Origin of the sequence: Brevibacillus fortis, from assembly GCF_046196545.1 — a bacterium.
GTDB classification, from domain to species: domain Bacteria; phylum Bacillota; class Bacilli; order Brevibacillales; family Brevibacillaceae; genus Brevibacillus; species Brevibacillus fortis_A.
Genome location: NZ_CP176370.1, coordinates 1,278,183 through 1,302,003 on the forward strand (window position 1 = coordinate 1,278,183; position 23,821 = coordinate 1,302,003).

The window sequence follows — 23,821 nt, forward strand, 5'->3', positions numbered from 1 at the left end:
GGATGCATTCGGTTATTGCAAAACTCAGAGGAAGCGCAAAGGAAGGCATCGAGAATACTCAGGGTGAATTCGGCAAGCTCTCGTCGCTCTCACCCTTGTCGGTGAAGTTGGACGAAGACCCGGAACCTCTGGAAGAAGATGAATTGGTGAAGCTGAACCCGTTGAATTGGAGACCCGAGGATGTCGGAAAGAAAGTGGCTTTAATGCGCTGCACTAACGGTCAGTACCTGCTACTCGGGGTGGTGGAATAATGTTTCCAGAATTAAACGGAGACGAAACACAACTGGTTCAATCCGCTGACAACCCGATTCCATGGACTTATAAATTCAACTGGACAACAAAACAATTGCAGCAAGGGCCAGATGGTCGCTATTTGCAGACGACTACCTATGCGGAGTACCTGGAAGAGACAGCAAAGAAAATCCTGAATACACGGCGTTTCCGGTATGAGATTTACTCGGAAAGATATGGCGTCGACTTCTTATACGAGACAGGAAGGATGAGCTCGGGAATATCGTTGCAAACGATTAAGGCGCAAGCTCAAGAGGCATTGGAGGCTCATAGCGAGGTTGAACGTGCGGAAGTGGTAGACATTCGCTTTGAGGATAACCGAGTCATTTTTGAGCTCGAAATCGAGGGCACGAGAGGTACGACCAGGACGGAGGTGTTTACATGGCAACGATAGAGAAACCTGAAATGCCGATACTCAGGGAAACACCGGATCAGATTTATCAGCGGATGGCGAATCGGATGGCATTGGTGGCACAAGATCGAGGGGAGACGCCGCCAGCGACAGATGAGGGCGAAATCTATTATGACCTCGGCTACCCGATAGCAGAGGAAATCAGCGATCAGCAGCAGCTATTTGAGTACGGTTTTCTCCAGCGGTTTCTACCCTGGGCAGATGGCGAGTTTTTGGATGCTAACGGGGGCTTCTTTGACCTCCCTCGCAAAACAGGTGAATCGGATGACGCCTATCGGCAACGGCTAATTGATCGAGCAAGAAATGAAGAAGGAGATGGACGGCGCGCGGACTACGAACGTTGGGCACGGAACATCGAAGGTGTTGGAGCTGCTGTAGCTGTTGAAAAAACGCGTCACGACAATTCGATTGATGTGTACATTACTGACCTATCCGGTCAACCTGCAACCGCTGAGTTGGCGCAACTTGTACGAACGAAGCTGGAAGACAAACGCAGGGCCTTGCACGACTTGCAGGTACTTCCAGCGAACGTTTATCCGGTGACTATCGCTGTAAAACTTGTCTTGCGACCAGATGCGGAATTCGAGAAGGTTAAAGACCAAATTAACACACAAATCAAAACCTACCTAAAAGGGCGTTCTCAGATCGTGTACCAGCAGATCGGAGCGCTCTTTTTCGTGGATGGTGTAATAGACTTCACAGGCTACACCTTAAACGGCGCGGAATTAAATTTGACTGTGCCTGCTGACTCTGTATCGACACTAACCATGGCGGTGACAACATGATACCTGAGCGCTATAGGCGCATGTTACCGCCGCAATGGTACGAGAATGACGTTGCAGAATACCACTTTAATGGTACGACAGCAGCAGTCGATGCTTTCAATGTGCAGCGCGAGGATATCCTACAGCAGTTTAGCCCATGGTCAGCTACCTGGGGATTGGATATATGGGATTGGATTTATTTTGGAGAAAAGCAGCTGTTAACCATTGAGGAACGCCGGAAGAATATTCTTGCCCAGCATTGGGCCAGATTACCTTTTACCATGCCAGTTTTGCAGTCATTGGGTAGGGCGGTGGGCGAACTGGTTTCTGTCTCTGAGGATTTCGAAGCAAAAGAGATTGTTTTCACATTTCAACAAAATAAATCTGTCGATCTTTTAACTTTACACAGGACATTCGAAAGAATGAGGCCTGTTCATGTGAATAGAGAAAGAATCATCATCCAACAAAGTGGAAGCCTTATTTTTTCTACTGGAACCATGCAAGTGTTCGAAACAATGCCATTGTTCTGCGGTTCATTCCACGCTGGAGGTGAAAACGATCTATGCTAACGGAGCACGCGCTGACAAGACAAACGAACAGTCTCGAATCGATTTTTTTCAGCGCAGAAGTGGAGCTAAACGGGGCACTTATCCCAGCGGAGCTCATAAAAACTAGGCAGGGTAGCAACAAAGTTACTTTCTTGATTCGGCTACCTGCCTCTGAAACGGGCATCGTTACTAAACGACTGATCAAGGATGAAAACGGAAAGATCGTCTGGCAAGATACAGTGAATTTTGTAAAGCCCGCACGAGAAGTCGCACTTAGTATTCCCATCGAGTTGAAATGGAAAGTAGGTGAATGACGTGACATACCAAAAGCAGACGCATGTGAACCGTTTTGTGGACCGCCCGAACACATACGTCTTACAAGAAAACGGCGACGGAACCGTTTCAATCGTTCCAGCCTGGCAGCAGATTGCAGGAACGCCAGTGGATGAAGTCAGGCTGAATCATATGGAGGACGGGATTGAAGAGGCGCACTTGTTGTATGACCGATTAGAACGACGGGTGACTCGGGTAGAAGCTTACCTTGATTTAGACAGTCATGATGTAGAAGGAGCGCAAGCGAGATTTGCCGACACCTACGATGGCATAGATGACCCAGTATTGAAACTAGATCAAACCAAAACGTATGCGACAACAGTGTTAACCGCCAAACCTTCTTCTATATCCGTTGCAGTAGCGTCAACGACTGGCTTTACAGTAGGACAAGAAGTGACGATTTGTGACGATTTGGCTTTTGAGAATCAGAAGATCACTGCAATCGGAACAGGTACCCTTACCTTTGCTTCGCTGGCAAACAACTACAAAAAAGGCGCTCTCATCGGTCGATCTACCATCTATCGTGATGTGGCTGCACAGAAAATGCGGATTGGCGGTTGGGGTACTCACACGATCACGATTACACAGGTGTAGGATGTTTGTAATTATGTGGAAAACTTCCGATAACGACCATATACAGAAGGAAGGAGGAAGAACATGCCAACTATTACTTTAGCGATAACAAACTCAGTAGCAAGAGATACTCAATTCCAACAAGATATACCTACGAATTCATATGGAGGAAGTTCAGGATTTTCGGTTGGTGTGACTACTTCGACATACGCAGTAACTAGAGCGGTTTTATTTTTTGATCTTGGTTTAATCCCTAATGACGCTGTAATCAATAGCGCTAATTTGTCGTTATATCAAACGTCTGGAGCTACTTCAAGAACGATAAATGTCCACAAGCTAACTCAGGGCTTTACAGATTCAACAAACTGGAATACGCGCCCGTCTTTTGAGGCATCTCCTTCCGCATCTTTCGTTTCAGTCGGATATGGAAACGTGGATGTATCGGTAGACATTAAAGACTTGGTGCAACGATGGGTAAACGGAGAAACCAACTACGGTTTGATGTTTAAAGATGCAGATGAAACAACCTTGAATACGCTTCGTTCGTTCCAAAGTTTTGAAAATGCCGGAAAAAAACCAACCCTGACCATCGACTACAGCATCCCGTCAACCAATAAAAACCAAGTCGAATATGTTGGAAGCAGCGGATTAAAAGACTTCATCTTAGTTAACAACTTCTCACTTCCGTTACCGTCAACTGCAAAAATCGGAGATGTGTTAATTGCGCATTTGGTGGTTGGAGACAGCGTTAACACCCCTAATACAGTTTCTTTCCCTCCTGGATGGACTAAGCAAATGGATCAACCAACCATTGGCAGCAATCCGAAAGTTGTTATCGCTACAAAAACCATGGAATCAGGTGATGGTAGTAATCTAACCGTTAGTTTGGGTTATTCTGCTGTCGCTCAAGGAGTGGTATACGCTTATCGCAATGTTAAGTCAATTTTGCGCTTTGCTCACACGATACGTTCATCACCGCCATTCAGTCCATTATCAACAACATACACCGCGCCACTTGATAAAACTTTGTTTGTGATATTGAACGCAATACCGGGATACTCCCTATCAAATATTATTCCGCCGTTATCTTATGACGAGAAACTCGACGGATACCCAACATCCGGTAATGTCCTAGCAACAATGGAAATTGCCCATCGGTACATGCATAAGAGTAGATCGCAGACGCAAAGCGAAACAACGATTACCCCATCTTCGGCAGTATCTGGTTATTGGGTATCTGCGCTAATAGTGTTGGAGCCCTACGTCAACAATCTCCCGGCAGTCACTCTAACGTCTCCTCCCAATAATCAAACATTAACAGAAGGCAATACTTTCACAATTGCGGGTAGTGCGACAGACACGGATAACGGGAACGTTGTTACCGTCAAGTATAAGATCAATAGCGGAACAGAAAGGGCGCTCTATTCAGAGGTCTCGGATGGAAGTAGCCCTATTTCTTTTTCAAAAGGATTGTCGTATCGAGGCGGACGGCTGTATGACGGCGCCACGGATGTATCTGGTTTACTTGCTGAGGGAACAACTCACACCTTATCTATATGGGCAGTAGATGATAAAGGAGGCACCTCAGCGGTTGTCACAAGATCATTCACCGTCAAGCACAACAAAGTACCTGCACTCACAGTAGACGCATTCACACCTGTTCATTCTGGCTTGATTCCTCCAGATACCCTTACCTTATCAGGTACTGTCTCCGAGCCAGACGGCAATACGGTAACAGTGAAAGGAAAGCTAAATAACGGGAGCGAAAAAACGCTTCTTAGCGGAGTATCAACGGGTAACTGGTCATTTCCGTTCAAAGTAAGTGAGTTACAAGCAGGGCCTAACACTTTGACAATCACGGCATCAGATCAATTCGGTTCTTCATCGGTCAAATCGTTCAGCATTAATAATAGTGTGGTACAAACACCACTCAAGAAAGCTGTAGCTCGATACAAAATCATACCGCCTCGTGGTTCAGCGAAGGAAATCCTTGCTTGGCTAAAACGTGAAAAAGGCGATCTTGTCGTGGATGGAGAGGCATCCTTTGTAGATGCAGGACAGCTAGAACAGTATGTTGCGATGAGTAAGAATAGCATTGATCTTACGTCATCGATCAGCGAAGACGAACTGCTTTCTACTGTAGCAACCGCTAAATCGAATCTAACATTCAAACTGACTTTTTCTCGTTCGAACACGAACTCTACACAAGCTGCAACGATGATGGTAGGGGTGATTGAGTAATGAAGTATCGTCCACGAAATTCCGATGGAACGTTTGGCGAGCCAGTGGAAACACCAGGGCACACAGAAGGTCTACCTGTAGAAATACAAGTGCTTTATGAAACGATTACCCATATGGATGCTGAAATGTCGGCCATGCGTGAGGAGTATAGAAAAATGCATGAACAGCTTACTGGCAAGATCACTGAGCTAGAAGCAGAGGTACAAGCCCTGAAAGGAGGTGGTCAATGATGGTGAAAAAGTACATGATCGCGCCTTATGCAATTCTAGTCAAATCTGGTGGCTGGCTGATCGAGCCGACAGGAACCGAAGGGGAGAAAGTGGTTCCGGAATCTTACCGCTTCCCTGTAGCTGAATATCTCGCTGCTCAAGAAGTAGTGTAAACGCCTTTCCAAATCAGGAGGGCGTTTTTTCATGGGGAGCTGTATCTACTTTGAGACTTTACCAATACCTGAATCGTATTACTTTCGAGATAGATTCAGGGGGGATAATGCATGTATGAATTTGGTGCTATACGAATCGAGTGGGACTGGATAGGTTTACTATCGTCCATCCTATTTGTTGGGCTACCTGTTAGTGCAATCACTTATTTGGCCATACGATCTGGATTCAAGAATAAGATAAATGAATTAGAAAAACGGATAGAGAAATTGGAACAACAAGACTCAACAAAATGAGGATTTTGGGGAGCTGCGCATGCGGCTCCTCATGAAATGGGTTAACTTTGGTTAGTGTTCTATCAAGTGTGTTTTGGTTACCATGAAATTGCCCGTTGTAAAAAACCTTCTTATTCGTTGATGGAACGCCGTGTGCGATGAAAGTCGCCCGCACGGTGTAGGCTCGAACGAAAATCCTTAGAAAGAGAAGGGTATAAGTCGAGAATAGCGATACGAAACCAATTAATGATGTTGTAATTTCTGGGTCTGGTTGGCATGTGTCTCATGGAAGATTTGTTGATTTTTACTACACCGCCCCACAGGACGCCGCATCTGAGAAGGTCTTACAGTCTACGGATAATGGAGATACTTGGGGGGATGCTTACCTGCCATTAGGGATTAAATCCGGCTCCGCTAATGGGATTCCCAAACATATTGTACGTGCTGCTCAGTTAGAGGCAGGAAAAACCTATCTATTTAAGATTGTCATTACAGGTGGTAAGAACGAAGGCGAGTCAAATGTTATTACTCAAACAGTAATGTAATCCATCAACAGCCCTCGGGATAACCCGGGGGTGTTTTTATCATCATGAGTGGACAGTTTGCCTCGTTCCTAGCGGGGCTATTTTTATTGCCCCCAGGGGGTGAGGAGGATAAGCTCATGTCAAACAATGAGATGCAGGTACTATCTGATATCCGCGAGCGAATTGTCCGAGTAGAGACAAAACTGGACTCTATGACCGATGTTCGTGCTACTGCGGAAGAGGCGAAAGAGAAAGCGAATGAAGCACTTCAATACGGCAAGTCTGCACACCACCGTTTGAATGAGGTGGCTGACAACCAAAGATGGCTCTGGCGTACGGTTATTGGTGCGCTAATTCTTGGAGCAATATCATTGCTGTGGAAGGGGATGGCGGTATGAAGACGTTCCTAAATGACAGAGATGGCATCAGTGAGAAGGACTATCTGCTTCTGATCGCAAGCACTGTCTTTTTTCTTTTTGTAGCGATTGGGCTTATTCTGTCGTTGCTAGGTAAGCCTGTAAGTTCGGGCTACCTTGCCCTATTGGATATGATGGCTCCAGTCCTAATGACGGTTGCAGGCGGCGTGTTCGGTGTACGAGCAGTGCAAGAGTACCGCAAACCACGTTACAGCGACAACGTAGAGGAAGGAGAGGACTACGATGCACGTGTCTAAAGTGGACGAGATGCTCAAAGGATACCGTGTCACAAGTCCGTATGGAATGCGAGCAGATCCGTTTACACAAAAGCCTGTTATGCATACCGGGATTGACCTGGTTAAAAAACATCGATCACCAATCCATGCCTTTGTTACTGGTGTCGTCACGCACGCAAAAGAAGGTGTAAAAGGATCAGGATATGGGGGCTTTGGAATTGTAGTTGCTGTTAAAGATCGGAACGGCTGCACACACGTATATGCCCACCTACACAGTGCATCCGTCAAGGTTGGTGATCAGGTCATGTGTGGCGACGTCGTAGGACTACAAGGCAGTACCGGGCGCAGCACCGGATCACACCTGCATTACGAGGTTCGGCTAGGCGGATTCGGGACACATACCGATCCTGTAGCGTATTTGCGAGAATATTACCAATCTGTTGATAAACCTGTGGATAGAGGAGATGAAGACACAGTGAAAGCACTGGAACCGTGGAAGCTCCAACTCGCAGACAAGGCGTTGGACAGCCTTGCCAGCAAGAAGGATACAGAAGGCAAAGCCTTGATCAACAACGCAGAAGAGTGGAAAAAACGATTACGAACAGAGCCTCAGGAGGTCTTGAATGACCTACCGTGGCTCTTGTTTGTCCTTGTGGATCGAGCTACCAATACACCGGATTTTCTTGTCCAACAAGAGGAGGATGTAGATCATGAACGAAGAGTTTAAGCGAAAGCTGTCGTCCCGAAAACTGTGGATGGCAGTGGCTGCCTTTATCACGAGCGTACTGGTGCTGTTCGGAATGGACGGTGACACGATTACGAAGGTAACCGCCATGATTAGTGCTCTCGGCTCTGTTGTCGCGTACATGGCGGCCGAAGGATTCGTGGATGCAGAGCGTATCAAGAATGATGCAGGAGATTCAGTTGGTACGTCAGAAAAAAGCCAATAACTACAACAGCCCTCCTTCGGGGAATTCTGGGGAGGGAATTTTTATGAAACGGTTGTATGAAGTGTAAGTGTAACTTTATACTTACTGACAGAAGTTTACACTCCTGGACACTTTAGCGAATAAAATTAATATACTGTAAAATGGAAAAGAACATTGGGAATTCAAACGTTTGGGAAAAAGTAGAAATTAATGCGGCAGTAAGTACAGACCTAAAGCGAGGGATGCCGACCATTATACTATAGTTGCATGACTTAATGGAGTAGACATACCAAGCTTATAGCAGTGCCCTCTTCAGAGTAATCCGGGGAGGGTATTTATTATTTGACAGTATATTTACAGTAATATTATTCGGGTAATACTGCATTAATAGTACAAAGAAAAATATTGAGTTGGAGGGATTAAAATGATGCCATATCAACTTGTAATTCACACAATTGAAGAGGATGCTCTACATTGCACATGCAAAAATGCCCATTGGATTGTTGATGGATCTGGTGTGACAAACGTTATTGAGGAGTCACAAGAAACAAAACATACGGTAAATGACACCTACAATAGCAGTACCATTGGCATGGGAATACAGGGAGATAACATATGTGAAAAAGTATATTTAAATGCAGTTAAGACTGCCGCTGAAATATTGACTAGGAATGGGTGGAATATTAACAGAATGATCCAGCATAGTGATGTTATGAATTGCGAGACATGCAAATGCCCAAATAGCTTAGTCTTAAACTGGAGGCAGTTTCGTTTAGACGTAATTGAGCAGCTGAGAAACTTATCATATTAATAAAGGAGGTCAAGAGTAAGATCTCTTCCCCCTTTACTATCTGGTCTCATCCTGTGATGGCAAGATTATTTAATACTTGCTTGGTCATATATGAATATTCATTGCGAGGGTCAATAAACTCGAGAATGTCTTGAAGTAGTAGTTTTCTAAAGTTATCGTCCTCAGTTTTTTCGTATTCCCTGATAAGTGGCATAATTCTTTTTATGTGTTCTGAACGTCTTTCAATTAATTCTGGACGATCTAATTTTAACAACTGAATTGTTAACCGTCCTTTTAAACAGCCATTTCTTGCAGTAGGAAGAGGACCGAGGAACATTATTTCCTTCTCAGGATCGTCTTCATAAGGATTTAACAATGGTAGTGCGGGATCGTAATAATCGCCTTTATTTTGATTACACCTCTTACAACCAATGGTCAAATTAGACCAGTCAAATGTTAGAGAAGGAAGTTTTGATTTTGGTACGATATGTTCAATATCTCCATGATCAATGTGTGTAATTTTACTTTCGCAATATGCACATTTGCTATACGTTTCATCTAATAAAGCACTTTTAATTTCTGAGTGCCTATAACGTCCTTTTATCGTTTCAGGTACTTTTTGATTGTTTTGAATGTAGCTCAAAAGTTCTGAGGTCCATTCATATTCCTTTTCTTTGAGAATGCTGGGTTTTTCCCCTTTATTTAAAGAGATCAATAAAGTCCGCCTCCTTGTATATACCCTAATGCTTGAGGAAGGTGGTCTGATAGTCCTATTTCAGAGAGGTCTTGCTTAAGTTGTATGTAGCTATCAGCATTTAATTCCGACCCTCGATATTTATCCAAAGTATCCACTAAAACATGTTCGACCCATAAGGGAACTGTTACAGGGACACCTAGAACATCTCTCAATATTTGTGAAGCATTAGCTGATTTATTATCAAAATCAAGAAGTTCACTGACAACTAAATTATTTTCGTTATACTTCAGAACATAAACAAGAGAATCTTTAACGGAATTCACCATTAAAGGACTATGAGTTGAAATAATAAACTGAGTGTTAGGGAATGCTTGAATTAAGTTTGGTAACAGCCTTCTTTGCATTGAAGCATGAAGATGATTTTCCGCTTCATCTATTAGTACTAGAAAGGGCTCTCCCTCAGAATCATACATAAAAATTTGCCAAGCCAAATCAATAATAGCACCTATCCCACCAGAAACAGCATCAAGCAAAAACTCACCGCTAGCCGTAACGAGAACCACTTCGCCGTCGCGGATTGTGATAGTTTGAAATCCGAGAGTAGGAGGGAGGAGGAGTGAAAGGATTTGAATGAAACCCAAAAATAAAGAGTATGACTCAGTATTTTCAGATACATACTCATTACCTTTACCAAAAACAGCCAAGCTAATCAGTGTCTCTTTCATATGGTATGAAGGTATCATGTCGTAACTGTCATGGAGAAGTCTATTCATTATTGAGTTATTTACACGGTGAAATGCCTCACTTCTAGTATGCGGCCTAACAGGAATGGATTGAATCTGCCGATACGAATATGGACTCCTATGGGATGGAATATTTAATCCTTTAGGAGGATTGTACATACCTTGGGGCATCAAGTTAACTTGATAACCTGCAGATGGAGATTTATCTGGTACTTGTAATTCAATTTGTAGATCACTCTCTAGTAATACGCTTCCGATAGTGCAGAACGTTGAATTATCATCAAGAGATACATTTCGTCTACCGCCTAATTTATATCTCAAGAGTTTTCCTTTTGTTAGTTTGAATGGAGTAGCAGTTTCATTTAAATTCCACCCAAGGAGCCTGCTTAAGATTCTCAATGCTGTACTTTTACCAGCCCCATTCGCTCCTGTTATTACTGTTAAACGAGGATGTAAATCAATTTCTACATCTTCAAACTGGTTCCAGTTCTTTAATGTTAATTTTTTTATTAACATAACCTACCTCCAAGTGTCTTCCATATTTCACCATCATTATCTCTGAAATTTATAATAATATCAAAATATTTTAATGAAATATGGTTCTGGTTTTATTTGCACGTTCCCCCCTTTACATTCCACGGCAAATTTGGGTCATCTGCTAAAAACAAAGCTCTCCTTCGGAGCAATCCAGGGAGGGCTTTGTTGCGGGGTTTTTCTTTTTTCGTCATCCATCATAAGACAGGAATAAAAGCTCGTATAAACGTGAGAGAATGGAGGATCAAATTTAGCCCTAGTAAGAGGGACGACAGCTCGTGGAACGACTCATGGAGAATAAGAAAGGGATTTACAATAGTTGGTGGAAGCAGACATGGTCGTGTCAGGTAACGCATATGTATTGATACTTACGGGAACGAACTTGGAAAAAGAAAAAAGAGTAAAGGATTCGAGCTGACTCCTGTTTATTCATACTAAGCGTTCATTATTTTACAAATTTTTATTTTTTAATTCGACATGTTTTTACAACATTTGCAAGTAATTCCCATTATTATGATTAAGAGAACAATGATTTGAGGTGAGTGATATTATCAGAAAAATTCTTTTGGTCTTACTTCTATTGCTGTCAGCTTTCAGTTTTTTCGATCTTGACGTTAGCATGGGAATAAGCAGAAGGATTGTAGTAGTCCTCACAGTTGTGGTGGCTTTTGGGATTATTTATATCGATAATAAAGGTGGAGGCAGGAAAAGTGAATAAAAATAAAATAACTAAATCGTTACTATCAGTTGCATTGACTACAGCTTTTCTATTTACAGGATACTCTCAGGTAGCGGTACCTAATGTTCATGCAGCAGAACAATCTAATGATCGAAGCTTTGATATACTTCTTGAAATTGCAAAATCTGATTTGGAAGAAAAGACCTTTGTTAAGAATGGTATAGTTGTAAATGGGTACAGCAACTACGAAGAAGCGGGAGTCAGTCAAGAAGCATTTGAAGAATTTGAAAAGATTGTTAGCTTCGCAAATAGAGAAATTAAAAAAGGGAACATGGTCGTAGGCAAGAATATATTAGATACAAAAGCAAATGTTATAAATACAAATTCGAATTCAGCTTGCAGTTCAAAGAATTCAACAAAAAACATACAACCTATGGTGGCTTATCTCGAATACCACATAAGTGCAAGTAAAGCTGTAAAGATAGGAAAAGCGTTATCTGCAGGTATCGGAGCGGCAGGACTAGCTGCTCAATTTAAGCTTCCGCCTGCTGTAGCTATAGTGCTTATCGCGTTATACGGTGCAAACGATATGTGCAATTGGGAAGGTAATGGATATACTCTTTACTACATAGTAACCCCGATTCCTGCTGGCTTTTGCGTTCCAGATTGATTTTTTTACATTAATTTCAGACTAACAAAAAGGCCCCTTCAATTGGAGAAGGGGCCTTTTTTTATTTGCATGTTCGCATTCTGTTCGCATATAATACAAACAAATGTTCCTGTTTAAATGGGAGTGGTTACTTTGGCCTTATCTGATATTGAGCGTAAGGTGCTGCGGATTATCGGAAACTATTCGGCAATGAAACCGAAGCCTCCGAGCATTGACGTAATATGCGTAAAGACCGGGCGTGATCGCGAAGGTGTAATGACGGTGCTTGAAACGTTGACACGCGAAGAATACATCGAGTGGCGGCGGGAGGAACCTGACAAGATGGAAGTAATTACATCGTGGGAGCGAAAGGGACGGTAATAATGGCGAAGAAAATCGATAATTTATTCGGATCATCACGGTTTGTATTACCGGAACAGCGCGAGCTCTATCTGCAAATGAAGGAAGACGACAAACTCGTATCCATGCCGATCCTTGAGCAAGATGAGATGGAATCGCTCCAGTACGTCTTGAGAGATGCAGCTCGAGAAGATTATCCTGTCACAGTTTCTTGGTGGAAACCCGTAAAAGGCAACCTGGGAACCACATGTACAATGTGGGGCGTCGTAAAGTGGATTGACCAACAGGGGCGGCGGATTAAACTGGTTAACGCGAGGATGTTCGCTGGATTAGTATGGATGCAAAAATCGGTGTCCGAGCTTAAGAGGAACGTAAAATGGGGCTGAACATTGATTTATACAGGGTTTTGTAATTCAAAAGGCGCATCTAAAAGTCGAAAAATCGACTTTTAGACTGCCCCTTCTTATATATATTAATTAACTTCCTTTTCAGTTCCAATTTCAAAGGAGTTTTTCCAGCTCCATTTATCACCGAGACCACTTATGTCAATTGATATATATCTAAATGCTAGTTCCATATTTGCATTGGACCATGAATGAGCATAGGCAGAGGCAAATTGCCCGGTATTGCCTTTTTCTGTTCTAGGTATTCGTACCCTATCTCGAATATAACCGTAATGAACTCCCGCATGATAGTCAATATCAAATTCTCCTTTCGTACCTAACACGTCAGAGTTATCTAGTTCAGGTTCAAAGTCAATAGTACCGAGTGGATCACCGTTACCGTTGAAGTAACGCACATCATAATCACTTGCGGATCCAATAGATGTAGTATGGTTTTGCCACGTGTGTCCTAAAGTGTCAGTAAAGTAAAGAGCGGGCCGATCACTCCATTCAAATTTTGTGTAATACATGTAACCATATTCATTACCTTCGATACCCCTATAGATAATATGACCGGTTCCTGTAAAATCTCCATCTGTTTCCGATCCAAGGTCAGTACCTGCTGCAATTACTTTTCCCTTAGCGGACATTTCTTGTATTTTTTTATAATCTCTCTTTTTTATTTTTTCGATTTCCTTCTTGTTTTCTTCAGTGACTTCATGGTCGTTTCCGTCTAAGTCAGTATAGATATGGACAAAATCCTCAACTTTCGAATCTACTTTAACTCCACCTTCAGACACCAACTCATTTTGAAGTTCCTCGGGAAGACTATCAATCTCTTCTTCAGTAAAGCGCATTAGTTTAAGTACCTGTTTCCGATTTTTATTTGACAATTTCTTCGACTTTCCGAGTCCTTTAACCCGACCATCTTCATAAACGGTTACATCTAGATCGCCGATCTGAACTTCTTTAGAGCTAATCTTTTCTTCACCATCTTTACTGTTTGCACTAACATTTAACTGTAGTGGACTTGTCAGTGTAACGGTGGCAATGAGAGCGATAAAGCTTTTTTTTGAAAAGAATGGAAACATTATACTTTCCTCCTCTTTTATGGTAATATACAATATATAATTATTGTAGTATTCTGTCAATATATTGTGTTTTGGGAGTGATTTTGGAAATGAAAAAAATATTTGTTATTTCTGGTATATCTTTTGCTGTGATTTTGTTTATTTTCCTAGAAAGTAGTGCATTCAAATCTAAGACAGCAGCATTAGTAAGAGTATCAGAAGTTAGTAATGAATATATTGTAGTTGAAAATCTAAACAAAGAAAAAACAACTATCAAAATTCCAAATGGTATTACGAAATTAATTGAAGTTAATGAAGAGTATTTTGTTGAATATGAGTATAGCAAGATAACATCACCAAAACTTGTTTCAATTGAACCGGCCGAATAAAAATAAAATAAACTTAACTTAACCATGCATCTAAGCCATGATGTTGTCGCAGATTTTCATGACTGGATACCGATTACACTGAAAGAACAGGACGAATCGACGTGGCTTGATCGCGAAAAGTTCGATGCCGACTTGTTACAATCGTTGCTAGTACCATTTGATCACGAACGGATGAAAGCCTATCCTGTACCAGCAATGGTTGGCAGTCCCAAAAACGACATGCCGGAATGTATTAAAGAAATAGTCAACCCGTCTCTGTTTGAAGGAGACGGGTTTTTTTTATTTCTTGATTATTGGTACTGTAACAGTAAAGCGAGTGATACCCTCTTGAGAATATACTTTGATTGTACCGTAGTTTTTTTTAACCGTTGCATGGACTACAGGAAGACCTACACCTTGCCCCCCGTATCTTGTAAAGCCAAGTTCAAAAAGGTGTTGGAAGTCCTCTGCCTGAATAGTAGGCCCGGTGTTTTCAATGGAAACAACTTCGTCATTTCCTTCTATGCCCCAATTAATGATTATTTTTGGATGCTCGGCCTCTATTGTTGCGCGAATCGCGTTATCTAACAGATTACTGAACACAGTTACCATATCGATATCTTTCCAACCAGGGAGCTGGCTTACATTTGATGAGAGCTGGAACTCGAATTCGATAGATTTGGATGTACATTCAGACTTCTTTCCCATTAGTAGGGCTGCCAAAGGCTTACTATGAACATCTTGGAAACCCTGTGCTATTTCTTCCGCTTGATCGATAAGGCTGTTAATGTATTGTAGAGCTTCCTCTTTTGTTCCAAGTGAAATTAGGTTCTTGATCGCAGTGTATTGGTTGTGGGCATCGTGTCTAATCTTTGACGTATTGAGGGCAAGATCATTCAAATAATCGAGGTACGGTGCTTCCGTTTCTTTCTCTACATGTGCAATTTTCGCTTTAATATACTTCCAAACGAAAAATGTTGTACACCCGGAAAAAACGAGCGCAAGAAACTGATAAACGGGTAAGTCTTCGGTCTCTCTAGCAATCTCATACGAGGGAATGCTAGTAACAATAGATGATGCGTTTAGCAGCAAAAGCAATCCTAGAGTTAAAAAGACAAAAACAATGATTAGACCTAAATATTGATCATAGTGACGTCCTCTTGTGTGCAATAAATCCCCGAGATTCCACTTAATTTTCCTGACAAAAAAACCAACCGACAATAAGCTGACAAGGTATATCCAGCTAAACAAAATACGTGTGGGAGAAAATGAACTGAATTGCCGCATATCAATGCCGATTCGTGCATATACGCTGGAGATAATAAGTTCAAAAATGACCATCAAGCTAGATGATGTTATTCCCATAAGTATCGCTGTTTTAATGCTGTATCCAAAAACAATGCAAAACAATAACATCTGAAATAGAATGACAAGGGAGATCTTTAGGTAGTAATCTGCACCGAATGAGTCTAAAACAAAGACCCAAAAAGCTAATGCAACTGATGCAATCAGAAGCTGCTTCCAATGCCGAAGTATCGGCGAATGGAAAAATGACAGCCCATTGAATATTAAAACCGCTGCTTCGGGTAAATTGAAAAGAAATACCAGCAATAAACGATCCATTCGATTTCTCCTCTGCCAAAACATAAAAAGCGCCACATTACCTAATATTAATTAACCGCTTTTAGTCCTGTTTACAAAAGAGGATATTTTTTGAACGTTTATGCATTTTTCATATGATTGATGATTCGCTAAGTCCTTCTACCGCATGAAGCTGCAATATGACCTGAATCTGAGCAAAATCTACGAGCTCGTCATCAACTCCAATCCTTGTTACGCGTTTCTTTTGGACGGCAATTCCTTGATCCAAAACAAGCTCATTGTGGCTCACGTCCTTGCTCACTGCGACTTTTTCAAAAACAATGCGCGCTTCTCCAACACCAATCGGGATATGGTCGAAAGCATGGCGGCCAGCGGAGAGCGGATTCGTCAGTATGAGATCGAGTACGGCAAGGATGCTGTCGAGAATTTGCTCGATGCGAGCTTGGCGATTCAGGAGCACATCGATCCGAGCTTGCTGCGTCCAAAGCTGCGTTGGAAACGAGAGCCAGAGGAGCAGAGCAAAAAAGCCAAAAACGAAAGACATTCCCCTTATGACGATCTCTGGGGATTGGACCACAAAGCAAAAGAAGATGCCGAGTCGGTAAAAGCACCACGCAAATTCCCGCCGGAGCCGGAAAAAGACCTGTTGCTGTTCATTATGGAATACAGCAATATCCTAGACGATTGGCAGCGGGATGTGCTGACGATCATCCGGGATGAGATGCTGTATTTCTGGCCGCAGATGGAGACAAAGATTATGAACGAAGGCTGGGCCACCTACTGGCATATGCGCATCCTGAGGGAAATGGAGCTGACAGAATCAGAGACGATCGAGTTTGCCAAGCTGCATTCTTCCGTCATTCAGCCTTCGACGACGAGCATTAATCCGTATCATTTGGGTCTGAAAATTTTGGAGGACATTGAAAAACGCTGGGATAATCCGACGAAGGAAGAGCAGGAGCGCTTCGGACGCAAGCCAGGAGAGGGACGCGCGAAAATTTTCGAGGTGCGCGAGCTGGAATCGGACATCAGCTTCATTCGCAACTTCCTGACCAAGGACCTCGTCAGTGATCTGGATTTGTACATGTTCGGCAAGCAGGGCAACGATTGGGTTGTCGCGGAAAAACAGTGGGAGAAGGTACGCGATGGTCTTGCGGGCACACGGGTTAACGGGGGATTCCCTTATGTACTCGTGCATGATGGGGATTACTTACGCTCCGGCGAGCTGTACTTGAAGCATCATTTCGAGGGGCTGGAGCTGGATGTCAAATACGTAGAAAAAACATTGCCTTACATCTATACCATGTGGGGAAAATCCGTTCACCTGGAATCGATGGTGGAGGACCGACAAGTGTTGTTTACGTACGACGGCAAGAAAGTGCACCGCCGCTTTTTATAGGGGGAAAAAAGCCGCATGCCCGGTGGAAGATGACCGAGTGTGCGGCTTTTTCTCCGTGTCCGAACTAGGACAACTGATCCGTAATTCCGATGTGACTGCTAATCCCGCCGTCCATGGTGATGCTTGCTCCGTTGATGTACCCGCTATGCGGTCCGACGAGATGATAAATCATCTGGGCGATTTCCAACGGCTGAGCTACGCGTTTCACCGGGCTTTTGGCGATGACCCGATTCATATAATTCGAAATATCCTCCGGACGTACGCCCATCGCGGTATCCACATATCCCGGACAGATGGCATTGCAAGTAATCCCGTGCTCTCCCCATTCCGCAGCAATGGTTTTCGTATAGCCGATCATGCCGTGTTTGGAAGCGACGTAGGTGGATGAATGTGCAGAGCCTAGCAAGCCCTGAATGGAAGCGATGTTTACGATCCGCCCGTAGTTCCTTTCTTTCATCTTGGGCAACAAGTTTCTGCAAAATAGGAATACACTCTTCAAGTTGGTATTCATGATCCAATCCCATTCTTCATCGGAGACTTCGTCTACCCGGTGGAATGGACCGCCAACTCCTGCATTGTTGACCAAGATGGTGATATCTCCGAAATGCGATTCCACAAGCTGGATCGCTTCTTCAACCTGCGCTCGTTGGCCGACATTACAGCGAAAGGACAAGGCTTGACCGCCGGCCTGATTAATTTCTTGAGCGACTATTTTTGCCTTTTCTTCTTGTACATCAAGAACAGCGACATGGACCCCATGCTGAGCCAAAAGCTTTGCTGCTGCGGCCCCGATTCCATTGCCTGCTCCTGTGATTATTGCTACTTGCTGCATTTGTAAACTCTCCTTATTAATCTGTCATTTAGAGAATGCCTTTAGGAGGGAGGATTTTGACCTCATCAATTCGAACGTGTAGGGGACGGGAGGCGATATCTAACACGGTATCTGCTACATCTTTTGGTACGAGCATCGCACTCGGATCAAAAAAATGCCGGTCCTCCGTCATGTTTGTATGAACGGCGCCGGGAAAAATGGTAGAGACTCTTACATTGTCGTTTTTCCATTCTTCATTGCAAATTTGGGAAAAGCCTTGGACGGCAAATTTCGAAGCACCATAAACGCCGTTTTCTGCAATGGGAATATATCCTGAGACACTAGAGATATTGATGATTCGGCCTCCGTGAGCTTTCATTACCTTGTAACCTTCACGGCTGCAAAGAAAGAGTCCGGTTACATTGGTGCGGAAAACATTCTCCCATTCTTCTAAGCTTGTTTGTTCAACAGGCTTAAACACGCCGACTCCTGCATTGTTGACGAGGACATCTAGACGTCCGTATAACCTTTGTACTTGCGCAAATAGGGCAAGGACGCTTTGCTCGTCAGTCACGTCTAGCTGTACATTCGTCACACTTCCCGGTTCAGCATGTGCGATTTCGTTAGGATGAGGCGCGGTTCGAGAGGTTGCCCAGACAATCGCTCCTTCTTTTGCCAGAACATTTGCCATTTCAAGACCCAATCCTCGACTGGCTCCTGTGATGACCACGACTTTATTCAGTAGTTTCATGTGTACCTCCGTATATGAAACGTTCATTCCAATAACTGGGTTTATTAAACATTTTTTAATGGTACAAAAATATGTCCTTACCAGCAAGCGCCAAAGGAATGAATTTCGGTAAAAGTAGTAGGGATTTGCTGGCAGGAACTAGGTATTTAATAGTGGAAGCTTTGTTAGTAAACCTAATTCACCCTGGGAGGCTCTTTCTATGAAAAAGCATGCGGCTGTTATTGGATCAGGTGTTATGGGACATGGAATCGCGCAGCTATTCGCATTAGCTGGATTTCGTGTCTCTCTTTACGATTTGCAGGAAGAGTTTTTAATGAAAGCGAGAGCTAGCATCGAGCACAGCCTTTCCCTTCTGGTTGCAGAGGGAGTGATTGCAGACCAGTCTAGAGCAGCAGCGCTCGAGCATATCGTCCTGACCACGGATTTGCGAGCGGCAGTATCTGATGCAGAAGTCATCACAGAAGCGGTACCAGAAGTCATCGAGCTAAAGTGGGAGATGTTTGAAAAGCTGGAGCAATACGCGAGGCCAGATGCGATTATTGCTTCTAATACGTCTACGTTTTCGATTGCGCGACTGATCGAAAAAGCAACCACGCCACAACGCTTTATCATTACACATTTTTTCAATCCGGCCCAATTGGTTCCGTTGGTCGAGGTAGTCAGGCACGAGAGTACGGCGCAGGAAGTGGTTCACAAGACGATGCAGCTGATGGAAGAGATCGGGAAGTCCCCGGTTTTGCTGAAAAAGGATGTACCGGGCTTTATCGCTAATCGGCTGCAAACAGCGTTGATGAGAGAAGCTTTTCATTTGCTCGCAGAAGGTGTGGCAGATGCAGCCCAGATCGATACGGTGATGAAGGATGGAATTGGTTATCGCTGGGCTTTTGTCGGGCCTATTGAGACGGCGGATTTTGGCGGACTCGATACGTGGAAGCGTGTGATGGATAACTTGGCGCCAGAGCTGGATGCCTCGACAAAAGCACCCGCCATCATAGAAGAAAGAGTAGCAGAAGGCAATCTCGGAACCAAGACCGGAGCAGGTATTTACTCGTATAAGGATACGTCTGTCTCAGAAAAGCTTCGTGTACGTGACGAACAGTTCATCCGCTTGGGGAAAATGAAGCGCGGTTAAGGTGACTTACAGATAGATACTTTATTCGTAAAATTTACACTACATACTCATTCATTCCGAGCCGATATTAGATTGGGGTTATATGTTAGGGAAAAGTTTCCCCTTGGCGATGATTGCAAAAGGCAATGCAGACACCGCAGAGGAAGTAGCCGCTTCTACAGAAGAGCTGAATGCGATGATCTATAAATTTCGCTACTAAATAGTCAACTAATACCAACCGTCCTGTCTATCATACATAAGCAGGGCGGTTTTTCTATGGCCTCGGGGGCCGCTTTTTTATAGCTATTACAGTTCTATATATTTTTTACTTAATTAACCTACCTTCGTTACCGATATAAAAAATTAGGACTTCACCAACATGAAACGTTTACTAATACAACTTAGAAAGTAGATGAAATGAAGTGAAAGTTAATTTGCGAAATTGGTTTCGAAGCTATCGAACCAAACTCATCATCACATTTCTTTTGATTCTGCTAGTCCCTTCCCTTGTCGTTGGAAGCCTGGCTTACAATCAAGCGAAGCAAGAAATTGAAAAACAGATCATGGACAGCGCCAACGAAAACGTCGATTTGGTCAATTCCATCGTCAGTAGTACGTTTGAGGGCAAAAAGAAGGATGCTGACTATTTGGCAAAAGATATCACACCTGGCGTGAAATCAGCTGATGTTCAAGAAGAAATCATGCATCATTTGGATTCCTATATGGGTATGCATCTGGATGCGACCAGTATCAGTCTGGGAACGGTTGACGGACAGTACTTCCGTGCTCCCAAGCAAGAAGTACAGGCAGGGTTTGATCCGCGGACGAGAGACTGGTACAAAAAAGCGATGGAGAACAAGGGAACTGTCGTCATTACGGAGCCATATATTTCGGCGGTATCAGGTGAGGTTTTAGTAGCGGTAGCGAGAACGACGGAGGATGGCGCAGGGGTAATCTGCATCACGGTAGGAATTGAACAGATCAAACAACTGGCAAACTCAGTCAGCATCGGTTCCGATGGAGATGTCATCGTAGTGGACAGCAATAAGAAGTATGTCGTCCACCCGGAAAATCAGGCAGGAACGCTGGCACAAGAGAGTTTTTACGACAACATGTACCAAGGAGAAACAGGTCAATTCCAATATGAGGAGCAAAGCATCCCGAAACAGATCTACTATGTGACGAATCCAGCTACAGGCTGGAAAATTGCCGGGTCGATGTACCTGTCAGAGGTTGAGGATGCTGCACAGCCGATTTTCGCCCAAACGTTTTGGACGATTACGATCTGCTTGCTGCTGGGAGGACTCCTTGTAGCAGCTGTACTGCGTTCCCTTCTCCAGTCCATCCAGGAAGTGAAGGTACATGCGGTCAGAGTGAGCCAAGGTATTTTGACTGACCCGATTGAAGTGCGGTCAACCGATGAAATTGGTGAGCTCGGCCATGCTTTTAACACGATGCAGGATAACCTGCGCGCGCTCATTTCCGATGTCGAGGCCAGAGCGGAGCAAGTAGCAGCGTCTTCGGAGCAATTGACTGCGAGTGCGCAGCAGACGAGCATTGCAACCGAGCATGTAACGACTGCTGTTCAGGAGGTAGCTGGCAGCGCGGAACAACAAACGAGCGGAATCGACCAAAATGTTCGTTCATTGCAAGACATTTCGGAAGGGGTCACACGGATTGTAGAGAGTGTCAATGTGTTGTCGGATACTGCTCAGCAAACGACAGTTCAGGCAGAAGAAGGTGGCAACTTTGTCGCTCAGGTCGTGAGTCAAATGAAGTCGATTCATGAATCGGTAGAACAGTCGGATCGCATGACCAAATCGCTCTATGATCGTTCGAAAGAAATCGGTACAATCTCGGATGTCATCAGCGGGATTGCCCAGCAGACGAATTTGCTGGCATTGAATGCAGCGATTGAAGCGGCGCGGGCTGGTGAGCATGGCAAAGGCTTTGCGGTTGTAGCTACAGAGGTGAGGCTGTTGGCTGAGCAATCACAATTGTCGGCCAAGCAAATTTCTGAATTGATCACGGAGATTCAGCGGGAAACCAAACAATCCGTCGACAACATGGAAAAAGTCAGACTGGATGTTGCAGAAGGCTTGAACGTTTCGGAGGAGACGATTCACAAGTTTGAAGGCATCATGGAAAGCACCAGACTGACCAATCCGCATATCGCAGAGGTTTCCTTGATCGCACAGCAAATTTTGTCTGCTGTTCAGGAAGTAACCGCGACAGCCAATGTGCTCGTCACCATCGCGAAAAGCAATGCCGAAACGGCCGAGGAAGTAGCAGCTTCTACTGAGGAGCAGCTCGCCTCCATGCAAGAGATCTCCTCCTCCGCTCAATCCTTGTCGTCATTGGCGGAAGAGCTGAAAGTTTTGATCAACAAGTTTACTTATTAACCTGTTTCCTTAAACAAACGAAGCGCCCTGTCTCCAGGCATATGAGCAGGGCGCTTTGCCGTATAGATGTGATAACATATGGGCAATACAAGCGATATGGAATTAGGAGATGAAAACGATGAACATGAGGATTAGAAAAGAACAGGTAGATGATTATTCCGTTACTGAGCAAGTCGTAAAAAGTGCATTCGCGAATGCGGAGTTCAGCGATAAAAAAGAACATGAATTGGTGTCTCGCATCAGAAAATCTGATGCATTCATCCCCGCGTTATCTCTAGTTGCGATTGATGAAGAAAATCAAGAAATCGTAGGACATATTCTTTTTTCAAAAATACACATCTCCAATGACAATCAGACCATAGAGTCACTAGCACTTGCCCCAGTGTCTGTCTTGCCCGATTATCAAAGCAAAGGCATAGGAAAGAAGTTAATTCTCGAAGCCCTCCAAAAAGCCAAAGAACTGGGATACCAATCTGTTGTTGTCCTCGGGCATCCCGAATACTACCCGAAGTTTGGCTTCCAAAAAGCTTCCCGATGGGGAATAAAAGCACCTTTTGAAGTACCGGATGAGGTATTTATGGCATTGGAGCTGCAAGAAAATGCTTTGGCCAATGTCTCGGGAGTTGTTGAATACTCCAGCGCTTTTTTGGAATAAGGGTGAGCGTTCCTATCAATTCGAACCAAAAAACATAATTCGTATGTAAGAGGGGGAAAGATGCAATGGAACTCAGGTCAAACGAGTCGATTGTCAAAGAGAATATAGCGGCAAACCTATTCAGAGGAATGGAAGGAGTAGGTGGGAAGTTAACGATTTCGAGTGAAAGACTCTATTTTCAACCACACAGTCTCAATATTCAAACACAACCTCTCGAATTAAACTTGAAAGATATTGCGGCAGTTGAAAAGCGAAATACGCTGTTCGTGATCCCAAACGGAATGAAAATCAAGATGCATAACGGGCAAGAGCATAAATTTGTTGTATGGAAACGAGCGGAGATCATTGGAATGATTCAGGATACAAAAGTGAAACAAAAAATGACGGTGATCATTAAGACGAGGTAAGCTATCCGTTCAATGAAAATTGCCCTGCCACAAGCAATACTGAGCAGGGCGATTCCCACATCTTACAAGTCCTTTGCAATGTGCGGTTTGCTATAATGACTGGTACCCCCACCGCCAACCAATACTCTTCCACCTTGTTTGAAGATAAGCAATTTCCTAGATCCATCTGAGAGCAGTACAGTGATTTTTGCCCGATTCGCTGTTGCAATATAAATAACGTAACCACTTCTGGAGATTACCGTACGCCAGTTGCGGTCGAATTCAGAGCGCAGAACCCGATTGGAATACACTTGGCTTTCCACGCGTCTCGCAGTGAGTCTTTTCTTTTTCATCGAGACTCAACACCTCCTGTCAATCTATCCTATTCAGGCGATAGCAAAAGGAATGGACAAGAGTTGTAGGCGATTTTACTATTTTCGTTGCAACCACACAGGAAGCGTTCTATGATAACACCAAGGACGGTATTTACCGTAAAGCATGGTCGCTTT

General features: G+C 43.7%; 29 protein-coding genes and 2 pseudogenes. 24 read left to right on the forward strand and 7 right to left on the reverse strand.

Translation table 11 applies throughout. The annotated features are described in order from the left end of the window. Positions 1-2: 2 nt before the first annotated feature. The 14 genes from ACKKE8_RS06885 to ACKKE8_RS06950 all read left to right on the forward strand — a co-directional run bounded on the left by ACKKE8_RS06885 (position 3) and on the right by ACKKE8_RS06950 (position 8,733). Positions 3-251, forward strand: a complete 249-nt coding sequence (locus ACKKE8_RS06885) for a hypothetical protein (RefSeq protein ID WP_409177504.1) — start codon at positions 3-5, stop codon at positions 249-251. Next, positions 251-685: a DUF2634 domain-containing protein gene (locus ACKKE8_RS06890; RefSeq protein WP_409177505.1), complete on the forward strand. Its 435-nt coding sequence runs from the start codon at positions 251-253 to the stop codon at positions 683-685. The genes ACKKE8_RS06885 and ACKKE8_RS06890 overlap by 1 nt, the downstream gene beginning before the upstream one ends. After that, positions 673-1,488: a baseplate J/gp47 family protein gene (locus tag ACKKE8_RS06895; protein WP_409177506.1), complete on the forward strand. Its 816-nt coding sequence runs from the start codon at positions 673-675 to the stop codon at positions 1,486-1,488. Before ACKKE8_RS06890 ends, ACKKE8_RS06895 begins: the two co-directional genes overlap by 13 nt. Next, positions 1,485-2,036: a putative phage tail protein gene (locus tag ACKKE8_RS06900; RefSeq protein ID WP_409177507.1), complete on the forward strand. Its 552-nt coding sequence runs from the start codon at positions 1,485-1,487 to the stop codon at positions 2,034-2,036. Before ACKKE8_RS06895 ends, ACKKE8_RS06900 begins: the two co-directional genes overlap by 4 nt. Next, on the forward strand, positions 2,030-2,329 hold the full coding sequence (locus tag ACKKE8_RS06905; protein ID WP_409177508.1) for a hypothetical protein: 300 nt from the start codon (positions 2,030-2,032) through the stop codon (positions 2,327-2,329). Before ACKKE8_RS06900 ends, ACKKE8_RS06905 begins: the two co-directional genes overlap by 7 nt. Position 2,330: 1 nt before the next feature. Continuing rightward, positions 2,331-2,942, forward strand: coding sequence for an integrase (locus ACKKE8_RS06910; protein WP_409177509.1), 612 nt, complete (start codon positions 2,331-2,333; stop codon positions 2,940-2,942). A 63-nt stretch (positions 2,943-3,005) separates the two neighbouring features. Continuing rightward, complete coding sequence (locus ACKKE8_RS06915) at positions 3,006-5,162, forward strand: DNRLRE domain-containing protein (RefSeq protein ID WP_409177510.1); 2,157 nt, start codon at positions 3,006-3,008, stop codon at positions 5,160-5,162. Beyond that, the gene (locus ACKKE8_RS06920; RefSeq protein ID WP_409177511.1) at positions 5,162-5,392 is read left to right on the forward strand and encodes a hypothetical protein; all 231 of its coding nucleotides are present in this window, start codon (positions 5,162-5,164) and stop codon (positions 5,390-5,392) included. Before ACKKE8_RS06915 ends, ACKKE8_RS06920 begins: the two co-directional genes overlap by 1 nt. Continuing rightward, on the forward strand, positions 5,389-5,544 hold the full coding sequence (locus tag ACKKE8_RS06925) for a CD1375 family protein (protein WP_409177512.1): 156 nt from the start codon (positions 5,389-5,391) through the stop codon (positions 5,542-5,544). Before ACKKE8_RS06920 ends, ACKKE8_RS06925 begins: the two co-directional genes overlap by 4 nt. A 934-nt stretch (positions 5,545-6,478) precedes the next feature. Continuing rightward, on the forward strand, positions 6,479-6,739 hold the full coding sequence (locus ACKKE8_RS06930; protein WP_106836278.1) for a hemolysin XhlA family protein: 261 nt from the start codon (positions 6,479-6,481) through the stop codon (positions 6,737-6,739). After that, positions 6,736-7,014, forward strand: a complete 279-nt coding sequence (locus tag ACKKE8_RS06935) for a hypothetical protein (RefSeq protein WP_409177513.1) — start codon at positions 6,736-6,738, stop codon at positions 7,012-7,014. The genes ACKKE8_RS06930 and ACKKE8_RS06935 overlap by 4 nt, the downstream gene beginning before the upstream one ends. Beyond that, a complete protein-coding gene (locus tag ACKKE8_RS06940; RefSeq protein ID WP_409177514.1) occupies positions 7,001-7,720 on the forward strand; it encodes a M23 family metallopeptidase in 720 nt (239 codons plus the stop codon). Before ACKKE8_RS06935 ends, ACKKE8_RS06940 begins: the two co-directional genes overlap by 14 nt. Next, the gene (locus ACKKE8_RS06945) at positions 7,704-7,943 is read left to right on the forward strand and encodes a hypothetical protein (protein WP_409177515.1); all 240 of its coding nucleotides are present in this window, start codon (positions 7,704-7,706) and stop codon (positions 7,941-7,943) included. The genes ACKKE8_RS06940 and ACKKE8_RS06945 overlap by 17 nt, the downstream gene beginning before the upstream one ends. Before the next feature lie 403 nt (positions 7,944-8,346). Further along, complete coding sequence (locus ACKKE8_RS06950; protein ID WP_409177516.1) at positions 8,347-8,733, forward strand: N-acetylmuramoyl-L-alanine amidase; 387 nt, start codon at positions 8,347-8,349, stop codon at positions 8,731-8,733. A 46-nt stretch (positions 8,734-8,779) separates the two neighbouring features. On the opposite strand, the gene ACKKE8_RS06955 is transcribed toward ACKKE8_RS06950, so the two are convergent. Together ACKKE8_RS06955 and ACKKE8_RS06960 are read right to left on the reverse strand one after the other, a co-directional pair. After that, the gene (locus ACKKE8_RS06955) at positions 8,780-9,427 is read right to left on the reverse strand and encodes an HNH endonuclease (RefSeq protein ID WP_409177517.1); all 648 of its coding nucleotides are present in this window, start codon (positions 9,425-9,427) and stop codon (positions 8,780-8,782) included. After that, positions 9,424-10,668 carry an AAA family ATPase gene (locus ACKKE8_RS06960; RefSeq protein ID WP_409177518.1) on the reverse strand — a complete coding sequence of 415 codons (1,245 nt, stop codon included), beginning with the start codon at positions 10,666-10,668 and terminating at the stop codon, positions 9,424-9,426. The genes ACKKE8_RS06955 and ACKKE8_RS06960 overlap by 4 nt, the downstream gene beginning before the upstream one ends. Before the next feature lie 728 nt (positions 10,669-11,396). On the opposite strand from ACKKE8_RS06960, the gene ACKKE8_RS06965 reads away from it, so the two are divergent. From ACKKE8_RS06965 to ACKKE8_RS06975, 3 genes are all read left to right on the forward strand, one after another. Beyond that, the gene (locus ACKKE8_RS06965; RefSeq protein ID WP_409177519.1) at positions 11,397-12,035 is read left to right on the forward strand and encodes a hypothetical protein; all 639 of its coding nucleotides are present in this window, start codon (positions 11,397-11,399) and stop codon (positions 12,033-12,035) included. 132 nt (positions 12,036-12,167) lie between these two features. Next, positions 12,168-12,395, forward strand: coding sequence for a hypothetical protein (locus ACKKE8_RS06970; RefSeq protein WP_409177520.1), 228 nt, complete (start codon positions 12,168-12,170; stop codon positions 12,393-12,395). A 2-nt stretch (positions 12,396-12,397) separates the two neighbouring features. Beyond that, complete coding sequence (locus ACKKE8_RS06975; protein WP_409177521.1) at positions 12,398-12,760, forward strand: YolD-like family protein; 363 nt, start codon at positions 12,398-12,400, stop codon at positions 12,758-12,760. A gap of 86 nt (positions 12,761-12,846) precedes the next feature. Here the strand turns inward: ACKKE8_RS06975 and ACKKE8_RS06980 are convergent, their stop codons facing one another. After that, on the reverse strand, positions 12,847-13,848 hold the full coding sequence (locus ACKKE8_RS06980) for a hypothetical protein (protein ID WP_409177522.1): 1,002 nt from the start codon (positions 13,846-13,848) through the stop codon (positions 12,847-12,849). A gap of 89 nt (positions 13,849-13,937) precedes the next feature. Here ACKKE8_RS06980 and ACKKE8_RS06985 point away from each other — a divergent pair, with 89 nt between their 5' ends. Both ACKKE8_RS06985 and ACKKE8_RS06990 read left to right on the forward strand, forming a co-directional pair. After that, positions 13,938-14,216: a hypothetical protein gene (locus ACKKE8_RS06985; protein ID WP_409177523.1), complete on the forward strand. Its 279-nt coding sequence runs from the start codon at positions 13,938-13,940 to the stop codon at positions 14,214-14,216. A gap of 24 nt (positions 14,217-14,240) precedes the next feature. After that, positions 14,241-14,411: pseudogene (locus ACKKE8_RS06990) on the forward strand (SOS response-associated peptidase family protein); the annotation flags it as partial. A gap of 84 nt (positions 14,412-14,495) precedes the next feature. On the opposite strand, the gene ACKKE8_RS06995 reads toward ACKKE8_RS06990, so the two are convergent. Then, positions 14,496-15,818: a sensor histidine kinase gene (locus ACKKE8_RS06995; RefSeq protein WP_409177524.1), complete on the reverse strand. Its 1,323-nt coding sequence runs from the start codon at positions 15,816-15,818 to the stop codon at positions 14,496-14,498. A 124-nt stretch (positions 15,819-15,942) separates the two neighbouring features. Here ACKKE8_RS06995 and ACKKE8_RS07000 point away from each other — a divergent pair. Next, positions 15,943-17,196, forward strand: a pseudogene (locus ACKKE8_RS07000) (SpoVR family protein); the annotation flags it as partial. Positions 17,197-17,260: 64 nt separating this feature from the next. Here the strand turns inward: ACKKE8_RS07000 and ACKKE8_RS07005 are convergent. Together ACKKE8_RS07005 and ACKKE8_RS07010 are read right to left on the reverse strand one after the other, a co-directional pair. After that, positions 17,261-18,028, reverse strand: a complete 768-nt coding sequence (locus ACKKE8_RS07005; RefSeq protein WP_409177525.1) for an SDR family NAD(P)-dependent oxidoreductase — start codon at positions 18,026-18,028, stop codon at positions 17,261-17,263. 28 nt (positions 18,029-18,056) lie between these two features. After that, positions 18,057-18,758, reverse strand: a complete 702-nt coding sequence (locus tag ACKKE8_RS07010; protein ID WP_409177526.1) for an SDR family oxidoreductase — start codon at positions 18,756-18,758, stop codon at positions 18,057-18,059. A 199-nt stretch (positions 18,759-18,957) separates the two neighbouring features. Here ACKKE8_RS07010 and ACKKE8_RS07015 point away from each other — a divergent pair, with 199 nt between their 5' ends. The 4 genes from ACKKE8_RS07015 to ACKKE8_RS07030 all read left to right on the forward strand — a co-directional run bounded on the left by ACKKE8_RS07015 (position 18,958) and on the right by ACKKE8_RS07030 (position 23,333). Beyond that, positions 18,958-19,890 carry a 3-hydroxyacyl-CoA dehydrogenase family protein gene (locus ACKKE8_RS07015; protein WP_409177527.1) on the forward strand — a complete coding sequence of 311 codons (933 nt, stop codon included), beginning with the start codon at positions 18,958-18,960 and terminating at the stop codon, positions 19,888-19,890. Between the two features lie 401 nt (positions 19,891-20,291). Then, entirely contained in the window at positions 20,292-22,271 is a 1,980-nt protein-coding gene (locus ACKKE8_RS07020) for a methyl-accepting chemotaxis protein (protein WP_409177528.1), read from the forward strand. A 118-nt stretch (positions 22,272-22,389) separates the two neighbouring features. Next, complete coding sequence (locus tag ACKKE8_RS07025) at positions 22,390-22,926, forward strand: GNAT family N-acetyltransferase (RefSeq protein ID WP_409177529.1); 537 nt, start codon at positions 22,390-22,392, stop codon at positions 22,924-22,926. Between the two features lie 65 nt (positions 22,927-22,991). After that, positions 22,992-23,333: a GRAM domain-containing protein gene (locus tag ACKKE8_RS07030; protein WP_409177530.1), complete on the forward strand. Its 342-nt coding sequence runs from the start codon at positions 22,992-22,994 to the stop codon at positions 23,331-23,333. A 62-nt stretch (positions 23,334-23,395) separates the two neighbouring features. Here the strand turns inward: ACKKE8_RS07030 and ACKKE8_RS07035 are convergent, their stop codons facing one another. Further along, positions 23,396-23,665 (reverse strand): hypothetical protein, encoded by a 270-nt coding sequence (locus ACKKE8_RS07035; RefSeq protein ID WP_409177531.1) that lies wholly within the window; start codon positions 23,663-23,665, stop codon positions 23,396-23,398. Between the last annotated feature and the right edge of the window lie 156 nt (positions 23,666-23,821).